At 75.7% G+C, this 22,778-nt stretch carries 22 protein-coding genes and 1 riboswitch; of the genes, 14 read left to right on the top strand and 8 right to left on the bottom strand.

Features of this window, described 5'->3' with window-relative positions; translation table 11 throughout:
* The 7 genes from ACYP53_RS34555 to metE all read left to right on the top strand — a co-directional run bounded on the left by ACYP53_RS34555 (nt 1) and on the right by metE (nt 11,455).
* Nucleotides 1-579, top strand: coding sequence for a DUF6309 family protein (locus ACYP53_RS34555; RefSeq protein WP_189917743.1), 579 nt, complete (start codon nt 1-3; stop codon nt 577-579).
* On the top strand, nt 576-4,952 hold the full coding sequence (locus ACYP53_RS34550) for an AMP-binding protein (protein WP_459650375.1): 4,377 nt from the start codon (nt 576-578) through the stop codon (nt 4,950-4,952). Before ACYP53_RS34555 ends, ACYP53_RS34550 begins: the two co-directional genes overlap by 4 nt.
* 11 nt (nt 4,953-4,963) lie before the next feature.
* Entirely contained in the window at nt 4,964-6,238 is a 1,275-nt protein-coding gene (locus ACYP53_RS34545; protein ID WP_189917747.1) for an aspartate aminotransferase family protein, read from the top strand.
* Between the two features lie 32 nt (nt 6,239-6,270).
* Nucleotides 6,271-7,134 carry a TauD/TfdA family dioxygenase gene (locus tag ACYP53_RS34540; RefSeq protein WP_189917758.1) on the top strand — a complete coding sequence of 288 codons (864 nt, stop codon included), beginning with the start codon at nt 6,271-6,273 and terminating at the stop codon, nt 7,132-7,134.
* Nucleotides 7,122-7,889: an SDR family oxidoreductase gene (locus tag ACYP53_RS34535; RefSeq protein ID WP_189917760.1), complete on the top strand. Its 768-nt coding sequence runs from the start codon at nt 7,122-7,124 to the stop codon at nt 7,887-7,889. The genes ACYP53_RS34540 and ACYP53_RS34535 overlap by 13 nt, the downstream gene beginning before the upstream one ends.
* Before the next feature lie 3 nt (nt 7,890-7,892).
* A complete protein-coding gene (locus tag ACYP53_RS34530) occupies nt 7,893-8,642 on the top strand; it encodes a methyltransferase domain-containing protein (protein WP_189917762.1) in 750 nt (249 codons plus the stop codon).
* Between the two features lie 108 nt (nt 8,643-8,750).
* Nucleotides 8,751-8,972: riboswitch (cobalamin riboswitch) on the top strand.
* A gap of 167 nt (nt 8,973-9,139) precedes the next feature.
* The gene (gene metE / locus ACYP53_RS34525; RefSeq protein ID WP_459650374.1) at nt 9,140-11,455 is read left to right on the top strand and encodes a 5-methyltetrahydropteroyltriglutamate--homocysteine S-methyltransferase; all 2,316 of its coding nucleotides are present in this window, start codon (nt 9,140-9,142) and stop codon (nt 11,453-11,455) included.
* A gap of 113 nt (nt 11,456-11,568) precedes the next feature.
* On the opposite strand, the gene ACYP53_RS34520 is transcribed toward metE, so the two are convergent.
* A complete protein-coding gene (locus ACYP53_RS34520) occupies nt 11,569-12,018 on the bottom strand; it encodes a DUF5994 family protein (protein ID WP_189917767.1) in 450 nt (149 codons plus the stop codon).
* 344 nt (nt 12,019-12,362) lie between these two features.
* On the opposite strand from ACYP53_RS34520, the gene ACYP53_RS34515 reads away from it, so the two are divergent.
* Entirely contained in the window at nt 12,363-12,809 is a 447-nt protein-coding gene (locus ACYP53_RS34515; RefSeq protein WP_459650373.1) for a CBS domain-containing protein, read from the top strand.
* 70 nt (nt 12,810-12,879) lie between these two features.
* Here ACYP53_RS34515 and ACYP53_RS34510 read toward each other — a convergent pair whose 3' ends face one another.
* Nucleotides 12,880-13,107, bottom strand: coding sequence for a hypothetical protein (locus tag ACYP53_RS34510; protein WP_189917771.1), 228 nt, complete (start codon nt 13,105-13,107; stop codon nt 12,880-12,882).
* Nucleotides 13,108-13,411: 304 nt separating this feature from the next.
* Here ACYP53_RS34510 and ACYP53_RS34505 point away from each other — a divergent pair, with 304 nt between their 5' ends.
* From ACYP53_RS34505 to ACYP53_RS34490, 4 genes are all read left to right on the top strand, one after another.
* Nucleotides 13,412-13,615, top strand: a complete 204-nt coding sequence (locus ACYP53_RS34505) for a cold-shock protein (protein ID WP_189917773.1) — start codon at nt 13,412-13,414, stop codon at nt 13,613-13,615.
* Nucleotides 13,616-13,739: 124 nt separating this feature from the next.
* Nucleotides 13,740-14,495, top strand: coding sequence for a maleylpyruvate isomerase family mycothiol-dependent enzyme (locus ACYP53_RS34500; RefSeq protein WP_459650372.1), 756 nt, complete (start codon nt 13,740-13,742; stop codon nt 14,493-14,495).
* Between the two features lie 205 nt (nt 14,496-14,700).
* Nucleotides 14,701-15,270, top strand: coding sequence for an AAA family ATPase (locus ACYP53_RS34495; RefSeq protein ID WP_459650371.1), 570 nt, complete (start codon nt 14,701-14,703; stop codon nt 15,268-15,270).
* Between the two features lie 43 nt (nt 15,271-15,313).
* On the top strand, nt 15,314-16,165 hold the full coding sequence (locus ACYP53_RS34490; RefSeq protein ID WP_189917779.1) for an NAD-dependent protein deacetylase: 852 nt from the start codon (nt 15,314-15,316) through the stop codon (nt 16,163-16,165).
* Nucleotides 16,166-16,209: 44 nt separating this feature from the next.
* Here ACYP53_RS34490 and ACYP53_RS34485 read toward each other — a convergent pair whose 3' ends face one another.
* Together ACYP53_RS34485 and ACYP53_RS34480 are read right to left on the bottom strand one after the other, a co-directional pair.
* A complete protein-coding gene (locus ACYP53_RS34485) occupies nt 16,210-16,881 on the bottom strand; it encodes a hypothetical protein (RefSeq protein WP_459650370.1) in 672 nt (223 codons plus the stop codon).
* Between the two features lie 265 nt (nt 16,882-17,146).
* Nucleotides 17,147-17,566, bottom strand: coding sequence for a DUF3291 domain-containing protein (locus ACYP53_RS34480; protein ID WP_189917783.1), 420 nt, complete (start codon nt 17,564-17,566; stop codon nt 17,147-17,149).
* Nucleotides 17,567-17,680: 114 nt separating this feature from the next.
* Here ACYP53_RS34480 and ACYP53_RS34475 point away from each other — a divergent pair, with 114 nt between their 5' ends.
* The gene (locus ACYP53_RS34475) at nt 17,681-18,298 is read left to right on the top strand and encodes a MerR family transcriptional regulator (RefSeq protein WP_189917785.1); all 618 of its coding nucleotides are present in this window, start codon (nt 17,681-17,683) and stop codon (nt 18,296-18,298) included.
* A 224-nt stretch (nt 18,299-18,522) separates the two neighbouring features.
* Nucleotides 18,523-19,368, top strand: coding sequence for a DMT family protein (locus tag ACYP53_RS34470; protein ID WP_459650369.1), 846 nt, complete (start codon nt 18,523-18,525; stop codon nt 19,366-19,368).
* A gap of 38 nt (nt 19,369-19,406) precedes the next feature.
* Here ACYP53_RS34470 and ACYP53_RS34465 read toward each other — a convergent pair whose 3' ends face one another.
* The 4 genes from ACYP53_RS34465 to ACYP53_RS34450 all read right to left on the bottom strand — a co-directional run bounded on the left by ACYP53_RS34465 (nt 19,407) and on the right by ACYP53_RS34450 (nt 22,486).
* A complete protein-coding gene (locus tag ACYP53_RS34465; RefSeq protein ID WP_459650368.1) occupies nt 19,407-19,613 on the bottom strand; it encodes a hypothetical protein in 207 nt (68 codons plus the stop codon).
* Nucleotides 19,610-20,029 (bottom strand): hypothetical protein, encoded by a 420-nt coding sequence (locus tag ACYP53_RS34460; RefSeq protein ID WP_189917787.1) that lies wholly within the window; start codon nt 20,027-20,029, stop codon nt 19,610-19,612. The genes ACYP53_RS34465 and ACYP53_RS34460 overlap by 4 nt, the downstream gene beginning before the upstream one ends.
* A gap of 181 nt (nt 20,030-20,210) precedes the next feature.
* Nucleotides 20,211-21,731 carry a sensor histidine kinase gene (locus tag ACYP53_RS34455; protein WP_459650367.1) on the bottom strand — a complete coding sequence of 507 codons (1,521 nt, stop codon included), beginning with the start codon at nt 21,729-21,731 and terminating at the stop codon, nt 20,211-20,213.
* A 5-nt stretch (nt 21,732-21,736) separates the two neighbouring features.
* On the bottom strand, nt 21,737-22,486 hold the full coding sequence (locus tag ACYP53_RS34450) for a response regulator transcription factor (RefSeq protein WP_459650366.1): 750 nt from the start codon (nt 22,484-22,486) through the stop codon (nt 21,737-21,739).
* Nucleotides 22,487-22,778 lie beyond the last annotated feature (292 nt).

Genomic DNA, 22,778 nt, shown 5'->3' with positions numbered 1-22,778 from the left:
GTGGAGATCGTCACCGCCGTCGCCTACGCCGAGGTCCACGACGCCTACCTGCGGGACCACCCGGTGGAACGGGACCACGAGGCGAACACCAACATGTACGGCGAGGAGAACCTCGAACGCGCCGACCGCATACCGGGCGGCTGGTGGCGGGTCCGGCTCTCGCGGGCCGACGTCCTGCGGGTCGTGCTGCCCTGGCACCTCAGCGAGGGCGGGGAGCTCGAACTGGTGCCGCGCTCCGGGCTGACGGTCGGCGAGGCGGCCGAGCGGGTCCGCTCCGGCGGGGCCGCCTGGACGGCCGCCAACCCGGTGTGCGCGGCGAAGCTGCGGCTGCTGCGGTGGTCCCCGTTCCTGCCGGTCTTCCTCAGCACCGCCCCGATCGACCACTCCGACTACGGGGACCTGTCGGTGCGGGCCGGGCTGATCCACCTCGACGGCCTGCACCGCATGCTGGCTTGGGAGTTGGCCGGAAGACTGCCCCTCAGGACGGTGCTGGACGGGTATCTGGCGGGTGACCCGGGGGTGGCGGCCGGGCCCGTCCGGCGGGCCCGGGCGGGCCGGACGGGGGACGAGGCGGCGTGACCTCCGCGACGCGGCACGTCCCGTCCACCCCGTCCACCCCGTCCGCCCGCGCGGCCCGCTCGCTGCCCGAGCTCCTCGCCCGCCTCGCCCGGGCCCACCCGGACCGGCCCGCGCTCGGCGACGGCGTCCGCACCGTCGACTACCGCACGCTGGACGCGGCGGCCGACCGGATCGCCGCCCGGCTCGCCGCCACCGGCACCGGGCGGGGTGACCGGGTCGCCCTGGTCGGGCCCCGGGACGCCCGGATGCTGGTGCTGCTGCACGGGGTGCTGCGCTCGGGCGCCGCGGCGGTGCTGGCCGACCCGGAATGGTCGGCGGCCGACCTCGCCCGGCGGCTGGCGGCCGTCCGGGTGGGCCGGGTGCTCGGGACGGAGGGCGGGCTCGGCGGGGAGGTGGTGGAGCCGCTGGAACCGCCGGAGCGGGCGCGGCACCGGCAGGCGGCGGAGCGGGCGGAGCCGGCCGAGCTGGCCGAGCTGGCCGAGCTGTCGGAGCTGCCAGCCCTCCCGGACCTGCCGGAGCTGCCGGGGTCGCCCGGAGCCCGGGCCGAGGTGCTGGGGGAGGACCTCGCGTACCTCTCCTTCACCTCGGGGTCGAGCGGCGAGCCCAAGGCCGTCGCCGTCACCCACGCCAACGCCCTGCACTACGCCCGGGCACTGGCCGGCCGGCTCGACTTCACCGAGGCCGACGCGCCGCGCACCGCGCACGTCACCACGCTGGCCGCGGACCTCGGCCACACCGCCTGGCTGCTCGCCCTCGCCACCGCCGGTTCGGTGCACGTCGTCCCGGACCGCGAGGTGCGCGACCCGGAGGCCTTCTGGGCCTCGCTGCGGCGGGCCCGGGTGAACGTCCTGAAGACCACCCCCTCGCACCTGACCGCCCTGCTGGAGGGCCGCCCGGCCGACTCCCCGCCGCTGCACACCGTGCTGCTCGGCGGCGAGCCGCTGCCGCGCCCGCTCGCCGCCGCCCTGCTCGACGGCGGCACCACCGCCCGGCTGGTCAACCACTACGGCCCGACCGAGACCACCGTCGGCGCCACCTGCCTGCCGGTCACCGACGCCCGCCGACTGCCCGCCGAGGAGCCGACCGTACCGATCGGCACCGCGATCGGCGAGGTGCTGCTCACCGTGGTGGACGGTGCCGGGCGGGCGGTGCCGGACGGCACGGTGGGGGAACTGCTCATCGGCGGCCTTGGTGTCACCGCCGGGTACTACGGGCGGCCGGTGGAGACGGCCCGCGGATTCGTCCGGCGGGACGGTCAACTGATGTACCGCACCGGTGACTTGTGCCGTCGCCGGGCGGACGGGAACCTGGTCTTCCTGGGCCGGGTGGACCGCCAGGTGAAGGTGCGCGGCTACCGGGTGGACCTCGCCGAGGTCGAGCGGGCCATGGACGGGTACCCGGGCGTCGCCGGCGCGGCGGTGCTGTTGCGGGAGACCGCCGTCGGCGCCCAACTGCTGGGCGCGGTACGGCTGTCGGGCGGCTCCTCCGGTGCGGGTGGTTCTTCCGGCCCGGGTGAAGTGGCGGCCGTGGCGGCCCTGGACGCGTACCTGCGGGACCGGCTGCCGGGCTACTCGGTGCCGCAGCCGATCCTGGTGCTGCCGGACTTCCCGGTCGGGCCGAACGGCAAGCTCGACCGGCCGCGGCTGGGCGAGCTGGTGGACGAACTGGTCGAGTCCCGGGCCCGGTTGGCGGGCGCACCGGCGTCCGGCCCGGCCGGGGAGATCGCCCGGTTCTGGGCCGGCGCGCTCGGACTGCCCGAGGTGGGGCCGCGGGTGGACGTGCTGAGCCTCGGCGGGGACTCCATCCTCGCCATGCGCACCATCGCCTTCCTGCGGCGCTCCGGACTGCGGGTCGCCCACGAGGACTTCTACCGGCACCCGACCGCGGCGGGCCTGGCGGCCACCGCCGTCCCGGTCGCCCCGGCCGTCCCGGCCCCGCGCTCCCCGGCCGACGCCGGCCGGCTCGCCCCGGCGCAGCGCTGGCTGTACCGGCAGCGGTCCGTCCGGGACGTTCGGCACTGGAACCAGTCCGTGCTGCTGCGCTGTCGTACGGCCGTGGACCCGACCGCCCTCTCGGCGGCGGTCGCGGCCGTCCTGGAACGCCATCCGGCACTGCGCCGGCCGGTCTCCCCGGACGGCTGCGGCGAGGTCCGGCCGGTGGACGGCCTCGACCCGGTCTCGTTCTCCCGGATCCCCCGCGCGGGCGGCCCGCTCGCCGACACCGTCGCCGGGGTCTGCACCGAACTCCACCGCAGCCTCGACCCCCTGGCGGGCCGGCTGCTGCGCGTCCACCTGTTCTCCGGCCCGCCCGGGACCGACGACCGGCTCGCGCTGGTCGGGCACCACCTGGTGGTCGACGGGCTGTCCTGGCGGATCCTGCTGGACGACCTGGCGCACGCGTACCGGGCGGTGCTCGACCGGAAGCCGGCCGACCTGCCGCCGACGGCGGACTTCTACGCGTGGGCGGAGAGCGCGGAGCGGGCGCCGGAGCGCGTCGTGGAGCCGGCCGCCGATTGCCCGGCCGAGCCCACCGAGGAGCCCACCGAGCAGCCCGCCGCGCTCAGTTGGACGCTGGACGCCGACGCCACCGCCCGGCTGGTCGGGCGGTACGGCGGCGGGGCCCGGCTGGAGGCCGTGCTGCTCGCCGCCTTCGCCGGGGCCGTCACCGGGTGGAGCGGCCGCCCCCGGTTCGCGGTGGAGGTCGAGACCCACGGCCGGGACACCGGCGGCGATCCGGGCGAATTCCTGGACACCGTCGGCTGGTTCACCGCCGTCAAGCACGTCGAGCTGGCGGCCGGGACGGGACCGGAGGCGGTGGCGCGGCGGTTGCGCGAGACGCCCGTCCGCCCGATGGACGCGCCCGGGGAGCGGCCCGCCGTCGGGTTCAACTTCCTCGGCACCTTCCGGCTGCCCGAGGAGCCCGCGCTGGACTGGACGGTCGCCGCCGAGCAGGCCGGAGTGGCCCGCTGCGCCGGGGGCGACCCGCTGTACGACCTGCGGCTCACCGCACGGATCGTGGAGCACCGGCTGGTCGCCGACCTGGTGTACGGGTGGCCCGGGCTGTCGCACCCCGCCGCCGAGCGGATCACCGGCGCGTTCGCCGCCGTCGTGGCGGAGCAGGCGGGGGCGGCGGCCGAGGAGCAGGCGGGGCCGGCGGCCGAGGAGCAGGCGACCCGGCCCGTCCGCGTCCCGCTGTCGACCTCCGGCCAGCTGCTGCACCCGGGCGCCCCGCCGACCGCCCGGGCGAGGGTGCGCGAACCCGCCTGGGTGCTCCTCACCGGCGCCACCGGCTACCTCGGGCGGCACCTGCTGGACGCCTTCCTGCGGCGCGGCGCCGAGGTCACCTGCCTGGTGCGGGCCGGCGACGACGCCGGGGCCCTGCGCCGGCTGGGCACCGGCGCGGCCCGCGCCGTCGCCGTCGCCGGGGACGTCGACCGGGACGGCCTCGGCCTCTCCCCGGCCGGGCTGGACCGGGCCCGGGACGCGCGGATCGTGGTGCACGCGGCGGCGGACGTCCGCCTGGTGGCCTCGCCCGACGAGCTGGAGCGCACCAACCACACGGCGGTGCGCCGACTGCTCGGCTGGGTCGGGGAGCACGCCCCGGCGGCCCGCGTCCACCACGTCTCCACGCTCGCCGTGGCGGGCGGGGTGGACGGCCCGCCGCGCCGCTTCAGCGAGGCGGACCTGTCCATCGGCCAGCACTTCCGCACCCCGTACGAGCGGACCAAGTACCGTGCGGAGCAAGCCGTCCGGGCCTGGGCCGCCACCGGGCACGCCGCCTACCTGCACCGCAGCGGCCACATCGCGGCGCACAGCCGGACCGGCGCGTTCCAGGCCAACGCCGGCGACAACCGGATCTACCAGCTGATCCGCGGCTACCTGCTGGCCGGGGCCGCCCCGAGCCGGCCGGACACCGCCTTCGCGTTCTCGCACGTGGACACGGTGGCCGCGGGGATCGCCGCGATCGCCCTCGACCCGTACGCCGCGCCCGGCGCTTACCACGTGGAGTCGCCGTACGAGGTGCCGCACGACGAGCTGGTGGGCTGGCTCGCCGGACACGGGCACCGGGTGCGGCTGACCGACGACGCGACCTTCGCGGCCGCGATCGCCGAGGCCGAGCGCCGCCACCCGGCGGCCGCCCGGGTGGCCGCCGCCTGGGCGCAGCAGGAGGAGCGCAACGTCCGGGTGGACAGCGCGTACACCACCGCCGTGCTCGACCGGCTGGGCGTGCGCTTCACCGCCCCCACCCCGCAGTGGTGGTCGGCGGCGCTCGCCTGGGCCGCCGAGGCCGGCTACCTGCCGCCCGTCACTCCCTCCCGCACCACCTCCGCGCCCTCCCCCGAGGGCTTCCCCGAAGACAGGACCCACTCGTGAAGGCAGGCTCCGTGTCCCAGCTCTCCCCGGTGCTCAAGCAGGCCACCCCGGTCGTCGCCGTCCGCGGCGAGGGCCTCCACCTCTACGACGCGGAGGGCCGCCGGTACCTCGACTTCACCTCCGGCGTTGGGGTGACCAGCACCGGCCACTGCCACCCGCGCGTCGTGGAGGCCGTCCGCGAGCAGGCCGGCCGGCTGATCCACGGCCAGTACACCACCGTGCTGCACGACCAACTGCTCACCCTGACCGAGCGGTTGGGCGAGGTTCTGCCGACCGGGCTGGACTCGCTGTTCTACGCCACCGCGGGCACCGAGGCGGTGGAGGCGGCGCTGCGGCTGGCCCGGCACGCCACCGGGCGGCAGAACGTGATCGTCTTCGAGGGCTCCTTCCACGGCCGGACCATGGGCGCGGCCTCGCTCACCACCGCCGGCACCCGGTTCCGGGCGGGCATCGGGCCGTTGGTGCCCGGGGTCGCGGTGGCGCCCTTCCCGGCGGCCTTCCGCCTCGGCCTCTCCGAGGCGGAAGCGGTGGAGCACGCGCTGCGCGGACTGGACGAGGTGCTCGCCACGGTCTCCGCGCCGGCCGAGACGGCGGCGATGTTCGTCGAACCGGTGCTCGGCGAGGGCGGCTACGTCCCCGCCCCGCCCGGCTTCCTCACCGGGCTGCGCGAGCGCGCGGACCGGCACGGGATCCTGCTGGTGGTGGACGAGGTGCAGTCCGGCTTCGGGCGCACCGGCCGGTTCTGGGCCCACCAGTACGAGGACTCCGCCCTGCGTCCGGGCGGCTTCCGCCCGGACGTCCTGATCACCGCCAAGGGCCTGGCCAGCGGCTTCCCGCTGTCCGCGATCGCCGCGCCCGCCGAGCTCATGGGCCGGGCCTGGCCCGGCTCGCAGGGCGGCACCTACGGCGGGAACCCGGTGGCCTGCGCCGCCGCCCTGGCCACCCTGGACGTGCTGCGCGAGGAGCGGCTGGTGGAGAACGCCGCCGAACAGGGCGTACGGCTGCTGGACGGGCTGCGGACGGCCGCCGCCGAGGCGCCCGGGATCGCCGACGTCCGGGGCCTCGGGCTGATGGCCGCCAGCGAGTTCTGCCACCCGGACGGCACCCCCGACCCGGACGCCGCCCGGCACGCCCAGCAGACGGCGGCCGAACACGGCCTGCTGCTGCTCCTCTGCGGGATCCACCTCAACGTGGTCCGGATGATCCCGGCGCTGGTGGTCACGGCCGAACAGATCGACGAGGCGCTGGAGCTCTGGACCAAGGCCGTCACGGCCGGGAGCCGGTAGGGCCGGTCGGGACCGGCAGGAAGGGGAGACACATGGAAGCCACCACGGAAATCGGCTGGAGCAGCCTGGAGTTGGAGGCCCGCCGGGAGCTTTGGTCGCTCCCGCTGGGCGAGCGGGAGCGGCGGCTGCTGTGGGCCGACGCGCGGGCCGGGCGGTGGGGCGCGGCCGAGCCCGTGCGCGCCCGGCTGCGGGACTTCGTCCGGGACGCCGTCGCCTCGGTCGGCATCACCCACATCGGCGGCCTGGTGGACCCGGCGCACCCGGAGGGGGCGATCACCGAGGCGCTCGCCTTCCTGCTGCGGGACTACGGCCGGATCGTCCCGCAGAACGGGCGCGGCGACCTCACCTCGGTGCTGCGTGACCAGGACGGCGACGGCAACACCGAACTCGGCTTCCACTGCGACACCTGCGACCTGCTCGTACTGCTCTGCCTCCGGCCGGCCTTCGACGGCGGCGGGCTGACCAAACTGGCGAGCGCGCGGCACGTCCACGACCTGATCGAGCGGGAGCGGCCGGACGCCCTGGCCACGCTCTGCGAGGACTGGACCTTCGACCGGACCGGCCGGGCGGGCCCGCAGGTGGTGATCACCCCGATCCTCTACCACCGGAAGGAGGGGACGGTCGGCTGCTACTACCAGACCCGCACCGTGCGCTCCTCCCCGGACCGGGGCGGGCCCGAGCTGACGGATCGTCAATGGGAGGCGCTGGGCGTGCTGGACGAGGTGCTGTACCGCCCGGAGATCGCCTTCGGGCTGCCGATGGCCGCCGGGGACCTGCTGATCATCCGCAACAGCCGGGTGCTGCACGGGCGTTCGCCGTTCATCGACGAACCAGGGCCGTACTCCCGGCGGATGCTCCGGATCTGGGTGAACGAGGGGGAGGAATGGGCGCGTTGACCGCACCGCACGGACAGGTGGCCGTCGTCACCGGCGGGGGCAGCGGCCTCGGCCGGGCCTCGGCGCTGGCCCTGCTGGAGGCCGGCTGGACCGTCGTCGTCGCCGGGCGCCGCAAGGACGCGCTGGAGGAGACCGCCGTCCTGGCCGGCCCGGCCGCCGCCCGGGTACTCGCCGTCCCGACCGACATCCGCAGCCCCGAGGAGGTCGCCCGGCTCTTCGACACCGTCCGGGACCGGTACGACCGGCTGGACCTGCTGTTCAACAACGCGGGCGCCGCCGCCCCGCGCCGGCCGATCACCGAGACCCCGTTCGAGGACTGGAACCGGGTGCTCGACACCATCGTCACCGGCGGCTTCCTCTGCGCCCGCGAGGCCTTCCGGGTGATGAGCACCCAGACCCCGCAGGGCGGGCGGATCATCAACAACGGCGCGCCCTCGGCCTACGTGCCCCGCCCCAACTCCATCGCGTACACGGCCGCCAAGCACGCCGTGCTCGGGATGACCAAGGTGCTCGCCCTGGACGGCCGCCGGTACGGCATCTCCTGCGGGCAGATCGACGTCGGCAACGTCACCCCCGTCGACGGCGGGCCGCAGCCGGCCGCGACGCAGGCCGACGGGACGACGGCGGTCGAGGCGACCATCCCGGTGGATCGCTTCACCGAGGCCCTGGTGCTGATGGCCGCCCAGCCGCCGGGCACCACCATCCAGTCCCTGGTGGTGCTGCCCACCACCATGCCGTTCGTCGGAAGGGGCTGAACCGTGCTGGTCAGCGCACGCTCCTTCGAGGAGTACCGGGCCATGTTCGCGCTCACCGACCGCGATCTGGACCAGCGGATCCTGGACTGCCCGGCCGGTGCGGCGAGCTTCGTCGCCGGGGCCGGGCGACGGGGCATCGACGCCGTCGCCGTCGACCGGCAATACGCCCACCACCGCGAGGAGTTGGGCCTGCTGGTGGAGCGGGAGACCGGGTTCAAACGCGACCTGCTGGTGCGGGAGACGGCCGGCTACACCTCGACCTGGTACACCGACGCCGACGACCTGATCCGCCAGTGGACGGCCAACGCCCGGGACTTCCGGGCCGACATCGCCGCCCGCCCGGACCGCTACGTCGCCGGCTCACTGCCCGAACTCCCCTTCGCCGACGACTCCTTCGACCTGGTGCTCAGCTCGCACCTGATCTTCTCGTACGGCAACCGGCTCGGCCGGGACTTCCACCGGGCGGCACTGCTGGAACTCGCCCGGGTGGCGCGCCGCGAGGTCCGGCTGTTCCCGCTGATGGTCTACGACACCGGCCTCCGGTACGAGGGACTGGAGCCGCTGCGCCGGGAGTTGGCGGGGCTGGGCGTCGCGAGCCGGGTGGAGCGGGTCGGGTACGAGTTCCAGCCGGGGGACGACGAGATGCTGGTGCTCTCCTGCGCGGGCTTCCGGGCTCCCGCCCGGACGGCACCGCCGGTCGCCGAGGACCGGGTGCGGTGGCGGCACCAGGAGGCGGCACCGCCCGGGGCGTGACCGCGGGGCCGGGGCGGGGGCGGGCGGCGGTCCCGGTCCCGCCGTCCCGCTCGTCTCACTCTCCGGACGCGTTCGCGGATCCCGCTGTCCGGAACGCCGAAGCCGATCTAAGCTGGCCGGGCAGCTGGTTCGCCCTGTCCGCCAGGCAGGCGCGTCGCAAGAGGGAACCCGGTGGGAATCCGGGACTGCCCCGCAGCGGTGAGCGGGAACGACCGCCGTCATACGCACTGGGCCCGGGAGGGCCTGGGAAGCGACGGCCTGTAGGTGTCCGCCCTTGACAGGGCGGGCGTGCCCGCGAGTCCGAAGACCTGCCCGCTGCCCGCCCGTGGACCATCCGCGGGCGGAGATCCCGGTGACCTCGTGGGCGGGTCGGCGTGCGTACCAGGCGGCTTGCCGCGTCCGCGTGTTCGGGCGGGCCACCGCCCGGTCCCGTCATCCCTTCGCGCTCTCGTCCCGTCCCCGGGATCCACGGAGAAAGACTCGCGAAGGAGAGTCCCTTGACGACGAAGTCCGCAGCCGCGGCGACCCGGGCCACCGTGTACGGCTACCCCCGCCAGGGCCAGGGCCGGGAGCTCAAGAAGGCCATCGAGGGCTACTGGAAGGGCGCCGTCCCGGCGGAGGGCCTGCTGGCCACCGCCGCCGACCTGCGCCGGACGAACTGGCGCCGACTCGCCGAGGCCGGCGTCGAGGAGGTCCCGACCGGCGACTTCTCCCTCTACGACCACGTGCTGGACACCACGGTGGCCGTCGGCGCCGTCCCGCCCCGGCACCGGGAGGCCGTCGCGGCCGACGCGCTGGACGGCTACTTCGCCATGGCGCGCGGTACCCAGGACGTCGCGCCGCTGGAGATGACCAAGTGGTTCGACACCAACTACCACTACCTGGTACCCGAGTTGGGGCCGGACACGGTGTTCGCCGCGAACCCGGCCAAGGCCGTCGCCGAGCTGCGGGAGGCCCTCCTGCTCGGCCACCGGGCCCGGCCGGTGCTGGTCGGCCCCGTCACCTACCTGCTGCTCGCCAAGCCCGCCCCCGGCGTCGCCGCCGACTTCCGGCCGATCACCCTGCTGGACCGGCTGCTGCCCGTCTACGCGCGGCTATTGGCCGAGCTGCGGGCCGCCGGCGCGGAGTGGGTGCAGCTGGACGAGCCCGCCCTTGTCCAGGACCGCACCCCGGCCGAACTGAACGTCGCCGCCCGCGCCTACCGCGAGCTCGGCGCGCTCACCGACCGCCCGAAGATCCTGGTCGCGAGCTACTTCGACCGCCTCGGCGAGGCCCTGCCGGTCCTCGCCAAGGCCCCGGTCGAGGGCCTGGCACTGGACTTCACCGGACCTGCCGCCGGCAACCTGGACGACCTCGCCGCCGTCGGCGGCCTGCCCGGCAAGCGGCTGGTCGCCGGGGTGATCGACGGACGCAACGTCTGGATCAACGACCTGGAGCGGTCGCTGGCCACCCTGGCGACCCTGCTCGGCCTCGCCGACCGGGTCGACGTGGCACCCTCCTGCTCCCTGCTGCACGTCCCCCTGGACGCCGCCCTCGAACGGGAGTTGGACCCGCAGATCGCCCGCTGGCTCGCCTTCGCCCGGCAGAAGGCGGGGGAAGCGGCGCTGCTGGCCCGCGGTCTGCGCGAGGGCACCGGCGCGATCACCGCCGAACTCGCCGCCAACCGCGCCGACCTGGCCTCCCGCGCCACCTCGCCGATCACCCGCGACCCGGCCGTCCGCGCCCGGGTCGCCGCCGTCACCGAGGCGGACACCCGGCGCGCCCAGCCGTACCCCGTCCGGGCCGAGGCCCAGCGTGCCCGGCTCGGCCTGCCGCTGCTGCCCACCACCACCATCGGCTCCTTCCCGCAGACCACCGACCTGCGCGTCGCCCGCGCCGACCTGACGGCGGGCCGGATCGACGCAGCGGCGTACCGGGAGCGGATGGAGGAAGAGGTCCGCGAGGTCATCGCCTACCAGGAGAAGGCCGGCCTCGACGTCCTGGTGCACGGCGAGCCCGAACGCAACGACATGGTCCAGTACTTCGCCGAACAACTCACCGGCTACCTCGCCACCCGGCACGGCTGGGTGCAGTCCTACGGCACCCGGTACGTGCGACCGCCGGTCCTCGCCGGCGACATCTCCCGCCCGCACCCGATGACCGTCGACTGGTTCGGCTACGCCCAGGGCCTCACCGACCGCCCGGTGAAGGGCATGCTCACCGGCCCGGTCACCATGCTCGCCTGGTCCTTCGTCCGCGACGACCAGCCGCTCGCCGACACCGCCCGCCAGGTCGCCCTCGCGCTGCGCGAGGAGGTCACCGACCTGGAGGCCGCGGGCGCCGCCGTCGTCCAGGTGGACGAGCCGGCCCTGCGCGAGACCCTGCCGCTGCGGGCCGCCGGCCGCCCGGCCTACCTGGACTGGGCCACCGAGTCCTTCCGGCTCGCCACCTCCGGCGTCCGCGCCGACACCCAGATCCACACCCACATGTGCTACGCCGAGTTCGGCGCGATCATGACCGCGATCGACGACCTCGACGCGGACGTCATCTCCCTGGAGGCCACCCGCTCCCACATGGAGGTCGCCGGTGAACTCGCCGAGGCCGGCTACCCGCGCGAGGTCGGCCCGGGCGTCTGGGACATCCACTCGCCGCGCGTCCCGAGCACCGAGGAAGCGGTGGAGCTGCTGCGCGCCGGCCTCGCCGCGATCCCGGCCGAGCGGCTCTGGGTCAACCCCGACTGCGGCCTGAAGACCCGCGGCTGGCCGGAGACCCGGGCCTCACTGGACAGCCTGGTCGCCGCTGCCCGCCGCCTGCGGGCGGAACTGGACGGCTGACGGAAGCGGGGGCGCGGCCCTGCGCGGCCAGGCGGGGCCGCGCCCCCGGTCGGCGTACACCATCGCCGGGGTCGGGCCTGCGGTGGTGCCGGTCCGGTCAGCCGAGCATCCGCTCAGCCGAGCAGGAGTTCCGCCGCCGGGGTGTGGTTCCCGGTCGCGGAGGCACCGGCCATCGCCGAGGCGGCCGTCGCCGGGGCGGTGCCGGGCGGCACCACCAGCAGCAGGAAATGGTCCTGAAGGCCACGGGTGACGCTGATCGTCGCGTCGCTGCCGGGGAACCAGTTGATCCTGATCACCACGCCGTTCGCCGCGACGGACCGGGGCACGCCGTCCCAGGCCGAGGTGTCGAGGCCCACCCGGACGATGCGACCGTAGTGGGCACCGAGCGCGGTGATCAGGTCGGGCAGTTCGGCGAGGACCTGGTTCGAGCGGGGCCACCAGGCGCCGTCGAACACACCCTCCCGCGACATCGTCGGCTCCAGCTCCAGCCGCGGCAGCAGCGGAGCGCCGGGCACCGTCCACGGCCCGGCAGAGGAGGGGAGGGGAAGAGGGATCGGCATCATCTGAGGCCGCCCGTCCGGTCCACGAGGGACCCGTCATGACCCAGGGCGACGTCGACGCTGATGCCGGTGTGCGGAATGTCCTTGGTTGTTTCCCACGGTACTCCGCGGCGACGGTACTCCGCGGCGATCGGCCCCGGAGGTCGTCCCGGGAGTCGCCCCGGACCGCCTCGGACCTCCTCGGACCTCCTCGGACCTCCTCGGACCGTCTCGGACGCCTCCGGACGGCCCGCCACCGGAGTAGGGTCGTAGACATCCAGGGCATCCCGTATTCCGGTACCCGTTCCGGCTTCGTTCTGGGTGAAGGACGGCCCGGCGGCCCCGGTGGGCGGCCGGAGACGGGAACGGTGAGCACCGTGACCCCCAACTCCCCGCACTCCCCACAGCCGATGCGGCCCGGCCACGGCCTCACGGTCGCCGACGCGATGGACCCCTGCGACTACCAGATAGCCGACGACAACACCGTCGACCAGGCGAACGACATCCTCCGCGGCGCCGGCGTCGAGTACCTGCTCGTCCGCGACCACGACGGCCGGTGCGAGGGGCTGGTCACCCGCACCGGACTCCACTCATTCCTGACCCGCTCCTGGTACACCGAGCGGACCACGATCGGTGTCACCGCGCACCAGCGCGGCCCGTTCGCCTGGCCGACCATGGGCCTGGCGCTGGCCGCGGTCGCCATGCGGATCAAGCACCTGGCGGTCTGGCCCGTCGTCGACGAGGACGGCTACATCCTCGGCGTGCTCACCGAGGACCGCGCCACCGGCCTGCTCGCCGTCGCCCCGGCGGCCTGAGGCCGCCGTGACGGCAGCACCGCCGGTGCCCAGCTCAGAGTGCGAACATCACTCAGAGTGCGAACATCACTCAGAGTGTGAACATCGCGGCGAACGGCGGGCGGATCCGTACCTGACGGGGGCCGAAGTCGACGACGACCGCGGCGTCGTCCCCGTCCTCCACCTCGATGACGCGGCCGAGGCCGTACTTGTCGTGGGTGACCCGGTCGCCCACGGCGAAGTGCTTGGGCGGCGCGGCGGGCCGGGATTTGAAGGGGCTGGTGGGCAAGGAGCGTCGGACTACCGGTGTTTTCCTCATCCCGGCCAGTATGCTCCGAAAACCGGCAGGACGGGTCGATCCGGAGGGCTGAATTCGCGGCCGGGTCGGGGAGGGCGCGCGCGGGCGGGCCGGCCGGGAAAATCGCGCGGAATTCCTGCGCGGCGGGCCAGGTCCTGCTACAGTCGAGTTAGTTGCAGTAGTGGTTCCCATGAAGTTCGTGTGCGCCTGCTGATTGTTGCAGGCGCATTTTCTTTTTCCGGGCCTTCCCCGGTGGGTTCTCATCGCGGCGACTCGAAAGTCCGCGAGGTGCGGACTTCGGACAGTCTCTCGAAGGAGATTTCTCATGGCCACCGGTACCGTGAAGTGGTTCAATTCGGAAAAGGGCTTCGGCTTCATCGAGCAGGAGGGTGGCGGCGCCGACGTGTTCGCCCACTACTCGAACATCAGCGCCAGCGGTTTCCGCGAGCTGGTCGAGGGCCAGAAGGTCGAGTTCGACGTCACGCAGGGCCAGAAGGGTCCGCAGGCCGAGAACATCCGCCCGCTGTAGGCTTCCTGCCCGGCTTCCGTCCGGCAGCGAGGGGCCCGTACCGTGCACGACGCGCGGTGCGGGCCCCTCGGCGTTTTCCGGGTTGCGGGGCGGGGGAGTGGGCGGGGCCGTAGAGTGCGGGCCCGTGACTCCCGCCACCGACCCCTCCCGCGCCGAACTCGCCGTCCTGCTCGACGAGGTGCGCGCCTCCGCCGGCCGACTCGTCGCCACCGTCGGGAGCCTGACCGACCGGCAGGCGGGCGAGCCGTCCGCGCTCCCGGGCTGGAGCCGGGCCCACGTCGTCACCCACCTCGCGCGCGGCGCCGACGCGTACCGGTGGCTGCTCGCGCTGGCCCGTACGGGTGCCGAACCCGGCCCGCGGGCCGACGCCGTGGCGCTGGACCGCGCGCTGCGGGAGGGGGCCGAGCGCGGTGCGGCCGCGCTCGTGGAGGACCTGCGGGTCAGTCTGGACGGGCTGTTCGAGGAGGCTGCGGCCGTGCCCGCCGAGCGGTGGGCCACGCTCGTGCCGGCCCTCGCCGGGTGGCGGCATCCCGCCTGGTTCACCCTCCACCGCGCCTGGCGCGAGGTCGAGACCCACCACGTCGACCTCGACCTCGACCTTGGCCAGGGGACGGCCGGCTGGCCCGCCGGCTACGTGGCCTGGGCGCTCGACGCGACCGCCGCCACGCTGGCCGCGCGTGGCTTCCCCGTCGCCCGGCTGGAGGCCACCGACCTCGGACGTTCCTGGTCCCTCGGGGAGGCGGGCCCCGTCGTCCGCGGACCCGGGCACGTGCTGCTCGCCTGGCTCGCCGGCCGCGGCCCGGCGCCGCAGACCGGAACCGGGGAGCCGCTGCCGGTCCCGCCGGTGTGGCCGCTGCCGCCGGTCCCCGGCTGGGGGTGATCGGGCGCGGCCGGTCGGCCGTACGAGTCGGACCCACGGTCTCGTCCAGCGGCGGTCCCTCCTCGTACACCTCGATGTCGGGCGGGCGCACCCGGGGGAAGGTCGACTGGAGGAAGGTCGACTGGAAGCGATCACCCGCCGCCGGTCGTCCGCCACGCACAGGGGAGGTGGCGGGCGGCGGCGGGCCGGCGCAGAATCCCGTGGCATGACCTCACGAGGCAGGACCGGCCGCCCGACGCTGGTCGCCGTCAGCGGCCCGCCCGGGGCGGGCAAGACCACGCTGGCGCACGCCCTGGCCGGAGCGCTCGGCTGGCCGGCCGTCTGCCGGGACGAACTCAAGGAACGGATGGCGGCCGTCGGTGCCGGCCCCGGCGGGGACCTGGACCGGCGGACCCTGCGGGTGTTCTTCCGCACCATCGGCGAACACCTGGCGGCGGGGACCAGTCTGGTGGCGGAGGCCGCCTACCAGGACCGCCTCTGGCGTCCGGGCCTGGAGCCGCTCGCCGACCTGGCCGTCATCCGGGTCGTACGCTGCGTGGTCGACCCGGAGCTCGCCCGCCGGCGCATCGCCCGCCGGGCCGCCGAGCTGCCCTCGCGGGCCGTGCACGCGGACGCCGAACTGCTGCGCCGGATCGCGGCGGGGGAGCGGCCGGTCGAGTCCTGGCTGCCGATCGCGCTCGACGTGCCCTGCCTGGCGGTGGACACCACGGAGGGCCTGCGGCCGCCCCTGGCACGGATCGTCGCGTTCGCGGCGGGCGAGTCGGGGGAGGCGTAGTCGGGCGGAGGCACCGGTCGGCGGCGGGGTTACCCTCGGCGGTATGGACGCCTCCGAAGCGGTGGGACCGGCCGAGGGCCTGGCGGGTCTCGCCCGGCTGCTGGACCGGCGCGGTGCGGTGGTGCTCAGCGGCGCCGGCCTGTCCACCGAGTCGGGCATCCCCGACTACCGCGGGGCCACCGGCCGCCACCGCAGCGGCACCCCGATGACCTACCAGGAGTTCACCGGCGGCGAGGCCGCCCGGCGCCGCTACTGGGCGCGCAGCCACACCGGCTGGCCCGCCTTCGCCCGGGCCCGGCCGAACGCCGGCCACCAGGCCGTCGAGCGGCTGCGGCGGTCGGGGCACGTCGCCGCGGTCATCACCCAGAACGTCGACGGCCTCCACCACGCGGCCGGCACCCGGGAGGCCGTGGAACTGCACGGCGGACTGGACCGGGTGGTCTGCCTCGACTGCCGGCGCACCAGCTCCCGCGCCGAACTCGACCGGCGCCTCGACGAGTTGAACCGGGGATTCCGCCGCCCCGCCGCCGAACTGCGCCCGGACGGCGACGCGCTGCTCGCGCCGGAGCAGGTGGCCGGGTTCCGGGTCGCGCCCTGCGCGGACTGCGGCGGCGTGCTCAAGCCGGACGTGGTCTTCTTCGGCGAGAACGTGCCCGCCGCCCGGGTCGAGCACTGCTACGACCTGGTCGACGCGGCACGGTCCCTGGTGGTCCTCGGCTCCTCGCTCACGGTCCTGTCGGGCCTGCGCTTCGTCCGCCGGGCCGCCCGGGCGCGACTGCCCGTCGCCATCGTCAACCAGGGCTCCACCCGCGGCGACGACCTCGCCGTGCTCCGCCTCGACCTGGCCCTGGGCCCGGCCATGACCGAGACCGCCCGCCTCCTGGGTGCCGCCTGAGCCGGGCGCCGGGCACCGCCTGAGCTGCCCGCTGTCGTCCGCCGTCAGCCCGCGGGCTGCCAGGGACGGCCCGGGACCCAGAGCGGGACGGGCCCGCCGAGCGGCATGACGCGCGCCGCGTCCTTCTCCAGCCACCCGCACACCCGCGCCGGATCGCTGTCGCTCAGCTCAACCAGCGCGGCCGCGGCGATCCGGGTGCAGCCCAGCACCAGTGCGAGGGTGTCCTGGCGGCGGTGCCGCTCCCGTACGTACGCCTCGACCCGCTCTTCGAAGCGCTCCTCGACCCGCTCGCGCCCGGACGGCTCGTCCACGGCGGACAGCGCCTGGACGCCGTGCCACACCAGGGTCAGCGCGCAGGGCTCGGCCGGGTGCGACACCTCGTCCCGGCGCGCCTGCTCACGGGCCTCCGCCGAGCGCTGCCCCAGCCACTCCAGGGCCGCCGACCCGTCCTCCGCGCAGGACCGCACGACCAGCTCGGCCGCCCGTCCGGCGACCGCCCGCAGCGCCGCCGTCGCGGGCACCCGCAGACCGGGCGCGGCCGGGTCGCCGAACGCCAGCCAGGCGTCCGCGAACGAGGCCGCCCGCAGGCCGCCCACCCAGGCCGGCGCCCCGCCCGCCGTGCCCAGCCACTCCTGCGCGCCCAGTCGGACCAGTCCGACGGCGACCAGGTACGCCGCGTCCCCGTCGAGCTTCGACGGTCGTCCGTTGCGCCTCACACACACCACCCCCACCAGCGGTCATCACCCCGTGACGGCACATCCCATCACACCGGGACGGGAACGAACTAGACAGGGCCACGTCACAAAATGGAGCCGATGCGACGGCGCCCCCGCCGCCCCGCGGGCCGCGCCGCGGCGACCGGCCGGGGGATGTCGCGCGGTCGCGGCGGCCGGTCGCGGGTGATGCGCGGTCAAGAGTGTTCTGTCGGCGGGCAGAGGGCGGCCGGCCCCGCCCGGGCCGGCCGGCGGGGCCGTTCCGGGGTCACCGGTCCGTGGTGGGTTCACCGGCCCGGGCGCGCTCGGCGTCCAGGCGGGCGTGGGCGTCGGCCCAGGTGATCGGGAGCTGCTCGACGGGGGTCTGCCAGAAGGTGAAGGTGGACTCCTTCATGGTGGCGCGCAGGCCCCTCATGACCGAGCGGTGCGGTTCGGCGGCGGCGAAGGCGTTCAGGGCCTCGCGGCTCTCCCAGGCGGAGAGCGTGTAGAAGGTCCGCCGCAGCGGCCGGGCGATCAGCGAGCCGCCGAGGGCGCCGGGGGCGTTGCGCAGCTGCCGCCAGACGGCCAGCGACTTCAGGAAGAAGCGCGGGACGTCGGCGAGCGAGCGCACCTCGAAGCGGGAGGCCATGACGACCGCCGAGGTGCCGGGGGTGGCCGGGTTCGGGGTGATCCAGGGCAGCGTGGGCATGGCTGACACTCCTCGTCGGGGACGGCGCCACATTGGGTAGTGGCACTATCTATGTTAGACAGTGTTGGTATCCAAATGCCAGGGGAACCGAGGAAGAGAAAGACGGGTGCAGCCGTGCGCATCTCCGAACTGAGCCGCCGCAGCGGAGTCCCGACCGCGACGATCAAGTACTACCTGCGCGAAGGGCTCCTGCCGCCCGGCCGCGCCACCGCCGCCACCCAGGCCGAGTACGACGAGACCCACCTGCGCCGGCTGCGCCTCGTCCGCGCCCTCATCGGCGTCCGCGGCCTCAGCGTCAGCGCCACCAAGGACGTCCTCGGCGCGGTCGCCGCCCACGCGGGCGAACGCCACCAGGTCCTCGGGCTCGTCCTCGGCGCCCGCCCCGTCGACGAGGACGGCGAACCGGCCCCCGCCCCCGGCAGCGCCGACGTCGACACCCTGATCGGCGAACTCGGCTGGCAGGTCTCCGACCACGCCCCCTCCCGGGCCGTCCTCGGCGAAACCCTCGAAACCCTCCGCTCCCTCGGCGAGGAGGTCTCCCACGAGGCCCTCCTCGGCTACGCCGCCCTCGCCGAGCGCACCGCCGTCCTCGACCTCGACCAGCTCGACCCGCACGCCGACCCCGTCGACCAGGCCGAGAGCGCACTGCTCCGCACCGTCCTCCTCGAACCCGCCCTCCTCGCCCTCCGCCGCCTGGCCCAGGAACACGAATCCGCGCGTCGTAACACCTGACCGGGGTCGCTGGGGTGGTGGGTGGCGGCTTGGGGGTGGGTGGGCGTGTACGTCCAGGAACACGAATCCGCCCGCCGTCACACCTGGCCGGGGCTGCCGGGCGGTGATGGGTGGCGGCCCGGGAGCCGAGGGCTGTGGTTGTCGGTGCGAGCTCGGGGGGCCGGGGCGGGTGGGTCCGGCGTGCCGGGGGGAGTGGGGGTGGGGTGGGGCCGTAGCGTCGGGCCATGTTCATCGGCCTGCTGTCCGCCCTCCTGGCCGCACTGCTCACCGGGTCGGCCACCGTGTTGCAGGCGGTCGGTGCCCGTCGTGCCGCCGCCGGGGGCGCGCGGGCCGGGGAGGCGGCCGCGCTGGCGGGGGCGTTGCGGCAGTGGCCGTTCCTGGTGGGCGTGGGGATGGACATGTGCGGGTTCGCCGCCGAACTCGTCGCGCTGGAGCGGCTGCCGCTGTACGAGGTGGAGGCGGCGCTGGCCTCCGCGCTCGCGGTGACGGCCGTCGGGGCGGCCCGCGTGCTGCGGGTACGGCTGCGGCGCAGTGAGTGGGCCGGGGTGGCGGCGGTGTGTGCGGGGCTGTTGCTGCTGGCGCTGACGGCCGGGCGGGACGGTCACGGTACGGGCGGCGACGCGCTGCGGCTGGGGGTGCTGCTGGTCGCGGTGGCGCTGCTCGGCGCGGGCTGGGCGGCGGTGCGGTACGGCGGTGTCCGCCGCGCGCCGCTGCTCGGGCTGGTGGCGGGCCTGCAGTTCGGGGTGGTGGGGGTGGCGGTGCGGGTGCTGCCCGAGCCGGGGCTGCCGCAGCTGCTGACCGAGCCCTCGGCGTACGCGGTGGCGGTGGCGGGTCTGGGCGGGTTCGCCGCGCTGACCTGGGCGATGCAGCACGGCTCGGTGACCGCGGCGACGGCCGCGATGGTGCTGGGGGAGACCTTGGGCCCGGCCGTGGTCGGGGTGCTCGTGCTGGGCGACCACACCCGGCACGACCTGACCCCGGTCGCGGTCCTCGGCTTCGTGGCGGCGGTGGCGGGTGCCCTGACCCTGGCCCGTTTCGGTGACGCCGAGCAGCCGGCCGCCGCGGCCTGAGGGGCGGGCCGCGGCGGCCGGCGAGCGCGTGGTGCCCGTCAGTTGTCGTCGGCCGCCGTGTCGGTGTCGGCCTGGGTGGCCGCGCTGTCGGCGGCGTCGAGCTTGTGCTGCATGTCCTGGACCTGGCTGCTGTCGGCCGCTCCGGGGGCCGGGTGGCCGTCGGAGCCGCAGGCGGTGAGCAGGGCGGTCCCGGCGAGCGCGAGGACGGCGAGGGCCGCGAGGGCGGACGGGCGGCGGCGGGTCACTTGCCGGCGCCCTGGTCGTGGGCACCGCACCAGGTGGCGACGGACTTCAGGTCCTCCTGCCGGGTCTGCAGGGTGGTGACCAGGTTCTTGCGGGCGGTGAGGCGGTCGTTGAGGAGCTTCTCGATCTCGGTGTGGCCGGCGGTCTTGGCGTTGGCGGCCCGCTGCTGCAGGCGGGCGACCGAACCGCCCACGGTGGCGTCGCCGTTCAGCCGGGCGAGCGCCTTGGTGACGCGCTGCTCGGTCTTCGGCAGCCGCTTGCAGACGGCCTTCGCGCCGTCGCCCGTCGGCGCGGACCCGGCGGTCGGGGCGGCGCTCGGAGCGGCCTGCGCGGGGACGGCGGCGAGCAGCGAGCCGGCGAGGGCGAGCGCGCCGAGGGCGGCGGCCCTGCGGCCGGCGGACGTGCGGTTGACGGACATGGGCGTCCCTTTCTGCCGTGGACGGTCTCGGATCCCGGGCCGGCGGGCGCGGAGGCGCCCGGCGGGTTCCGGCCCGGTTGCCGGGAGCGTAGGACGGCTTCTTGTGGATTCCCTGTGGAACGGGGCGGCGGTCTCAGGGGGCAGTGGTCTCAAGGGGGGAAGTGGTCTCAGGGCAGCGGTCTCAGGGCTGCTCGCCCGTGATCCAGTCCCGTCGGGCCGGGAGCCGGAGGGTCGGCGCGTCGGCGTCCGGCAGCGGCAGGCGGACCTCCACCCGGCAGCCGGTGCCGGCCGGCGGTTCGGTGATCCGGACGGTGCCCCGGTGGAGTGCGGCCTGCTGGGCGACCAGGGTGAGCCCGAGCCCGGAGCCGGGGCTGTCGCGGCGGCGGTGGAAGCGGTGGAAGACCGCGTCGCGATCGGCGGGCGGGACACCGGGGCCGGCGTCGTCGACGGTCAGCAGTGCGACCGGGCCGGCCGGGGCCAGCCGGAGCGTCACTCGGGCCGGATCCGTGCGCAGCGGCCCGCCGCGTCCGTGCACGGCGGCGTTCACCAGCAGGTTGACGAGCATGATCCGCAGTCCGGTGTCCCAGCCGAAAACCCGTAGCTCCGGCGGGAGTTCGACGGTGATGTCGGCGTCGGGGTGGCGGCGCCGGGCTTCGGCGGCGGCCGTGTCGGCGAGGTCGGCGAGGTCCACCGGGCCGAAGGAGTCGACCTCCACGAGGTCGCCGCGGGCGAGCGTGCCGAGCGCGGTCAGCAGGTCCAGCAGTCGGGTGTGGTCGTCGCGCAACTCGGCGACGATCTCGGCCCGTTCGGCCGACGGGAGGTCCTGGTGGGCGGCCAGCACGTCCAGGTTGGTGCGCAGGCTCATCAGCGGGGTCCGCAACTCGTGCGAGGCGGCCGAGGAGAACGAGCGGGCGGTCTCCAGGGCCTGGGCGGTGCGCAGCGCCTGTTCGTCGTAGCGGGAGAGCAACAGGGCCAGGGCGGAGGCGAGTTCGTCCACCTCGGCGGTGCCGCTGCGCACCGCCGCGAAGGGCGCGCCGCCCGTATCGCCGCCCGGACCGCCGCCTGCGCCGGGGTCGGCGCCGGGGGTGGGAGGGGCCGCCGGGTCGAGTTCCGCGGCCCGGCGGCTCAGCCGGCGCAGCGGCGCGGTGGCGCGCTCGGCGAGGGCGAAGCCGATCAGCGCGGAGACCGGTGCGGAGACGCCCGCCACCAGCAGGACCCGTCGGCGCACCGCCGCCGTCTGGTTGCCGGCCAGGCCGCCCGGCTCGCTGACCCACAGCGTGCCGCTGCCGCCGTTCGCCCCGGTGCCGGAGACCCGGGCGGTCAGCACCCGCCAGGCCGCGCCCCGGTCGTGCACGGTGGCGGGCCCGCCCGGTGCGGTGGGGAACGCCGAGTCGTCGGCGGGCTGCGGGCCGACCGAGAGCAGCACGGTGCCGTCCTCGGCGGTGACCCGTACGCCCGAGTCCAGGGCGGCGTCCACCACCTTGCGCTGCTGGTTCTGTTCGACCTTGGGCCGTCCCCGGGTGTCGGCGGCCACCAGCGCGCGCACGCCCGGCAGCACGGCGGCCGCCCGGTCGCGCAGCCGGGCGTCCTGCTGGTGCCGCAGGTCCCGGCCGACCAGCGGCAGCAGGAGCAGCCCGGCCAGCACCACCAGCACCGGCACGACGGCGGCGGCCCACAGGGCGATCCGGGTGGAGAGCTTCACGGCCGCTACCCGTTCCCGTGCCGGCTGCCGTGCCCGCTGCCGTCGGGCAGCCGCAGGACGAAGCCGACGCCCCGGACGGTGTGGATCAGCCGGGGCCGGCCGTCGGCCTCCAGCTTGCGGCGCAGGTAGCTGACGAAGGTGTCCACGGCGTCGCTGCGCACCTCGAAGTCGTAGCCCCAGACCCGCTCCAGCAGCAGTTCGCGGGAGAGTACGAGGCCGGCGTTCCTGGCGAGGTGCGTGAGCAGCTCGAACTCCCGCCGGGTGAGGTGCAGTTCGTGGCCGTCCAGGTGGGCCCGCCGGGTGGCGGGGTCGATCGTCAGCGGCCCGGCCTGCACCCGGTCGGCGGGCTGCGGCGGGCGGCGGCGCAGCAGGGCGCGCAGCCGCAGCACCAGCTCCTCCAGGGCGAACGGCTTCACCAGGTAGTCGTCCGCCCCGGCCTGCAGGCCCGCCACCCGGTCGGCGGGCTCGTCCAGCGCGGAGAGCATCAGCACCGGGATGTCGTCGCCCCGGGCGCGCAGGGTCCGGCACACCTCGGCGCCGCTGAGGCCGGGCATCGAGACGTCGAGCACCAGGACGTCCGGGGCGGCCGGCACCAGCCGCTCCAGCGCGGCCTCGCCGTCCTCGGCCAGGGCGACGGTGAAGCCGCTGAGCCGCAGGCCGCGTTCCAGGGTGCGCCGGATCGCCGCGTCGTCGTCCACCACCAGGACCCGGCCGCCGCCGGGGCCGTCCGCGACCCCGGGCCCGTTCCCGTGCATCGGCTCCTCCTCCTGTCAGGGCGGCCGACTCTCTCACACCTCCGGGCCCGGGTGGGGGCGGGGGTGTGGGCGGGCCGGCCTCGGGTGCGGGCGGCGGGCGGGGGTCGTGAAGTCGGGCGCATGCCCGGCGGGGATCGGGGCACGCGGACAGCGTGGCCGGTGCCGGGTGCGGCGGGCCCCGGGAGGAGAGGAGGGACGCGGGTCCGAGCCGGTGCATGACGCATCGTCAGATCGACGGTGACGCAACCGACATGTGGACGGGGTCGCCCGCCCTCCCCCCGAGACGACAGAA

It is taken from the genome of Kitasatospora sp. Ki12, assembly GCF_054601375.1.
The sequence above is the reverse complement of the archived record's forward strand: the minus strand, read 5'-3'. Positions and strand labels throughout refer to the sequence as shown.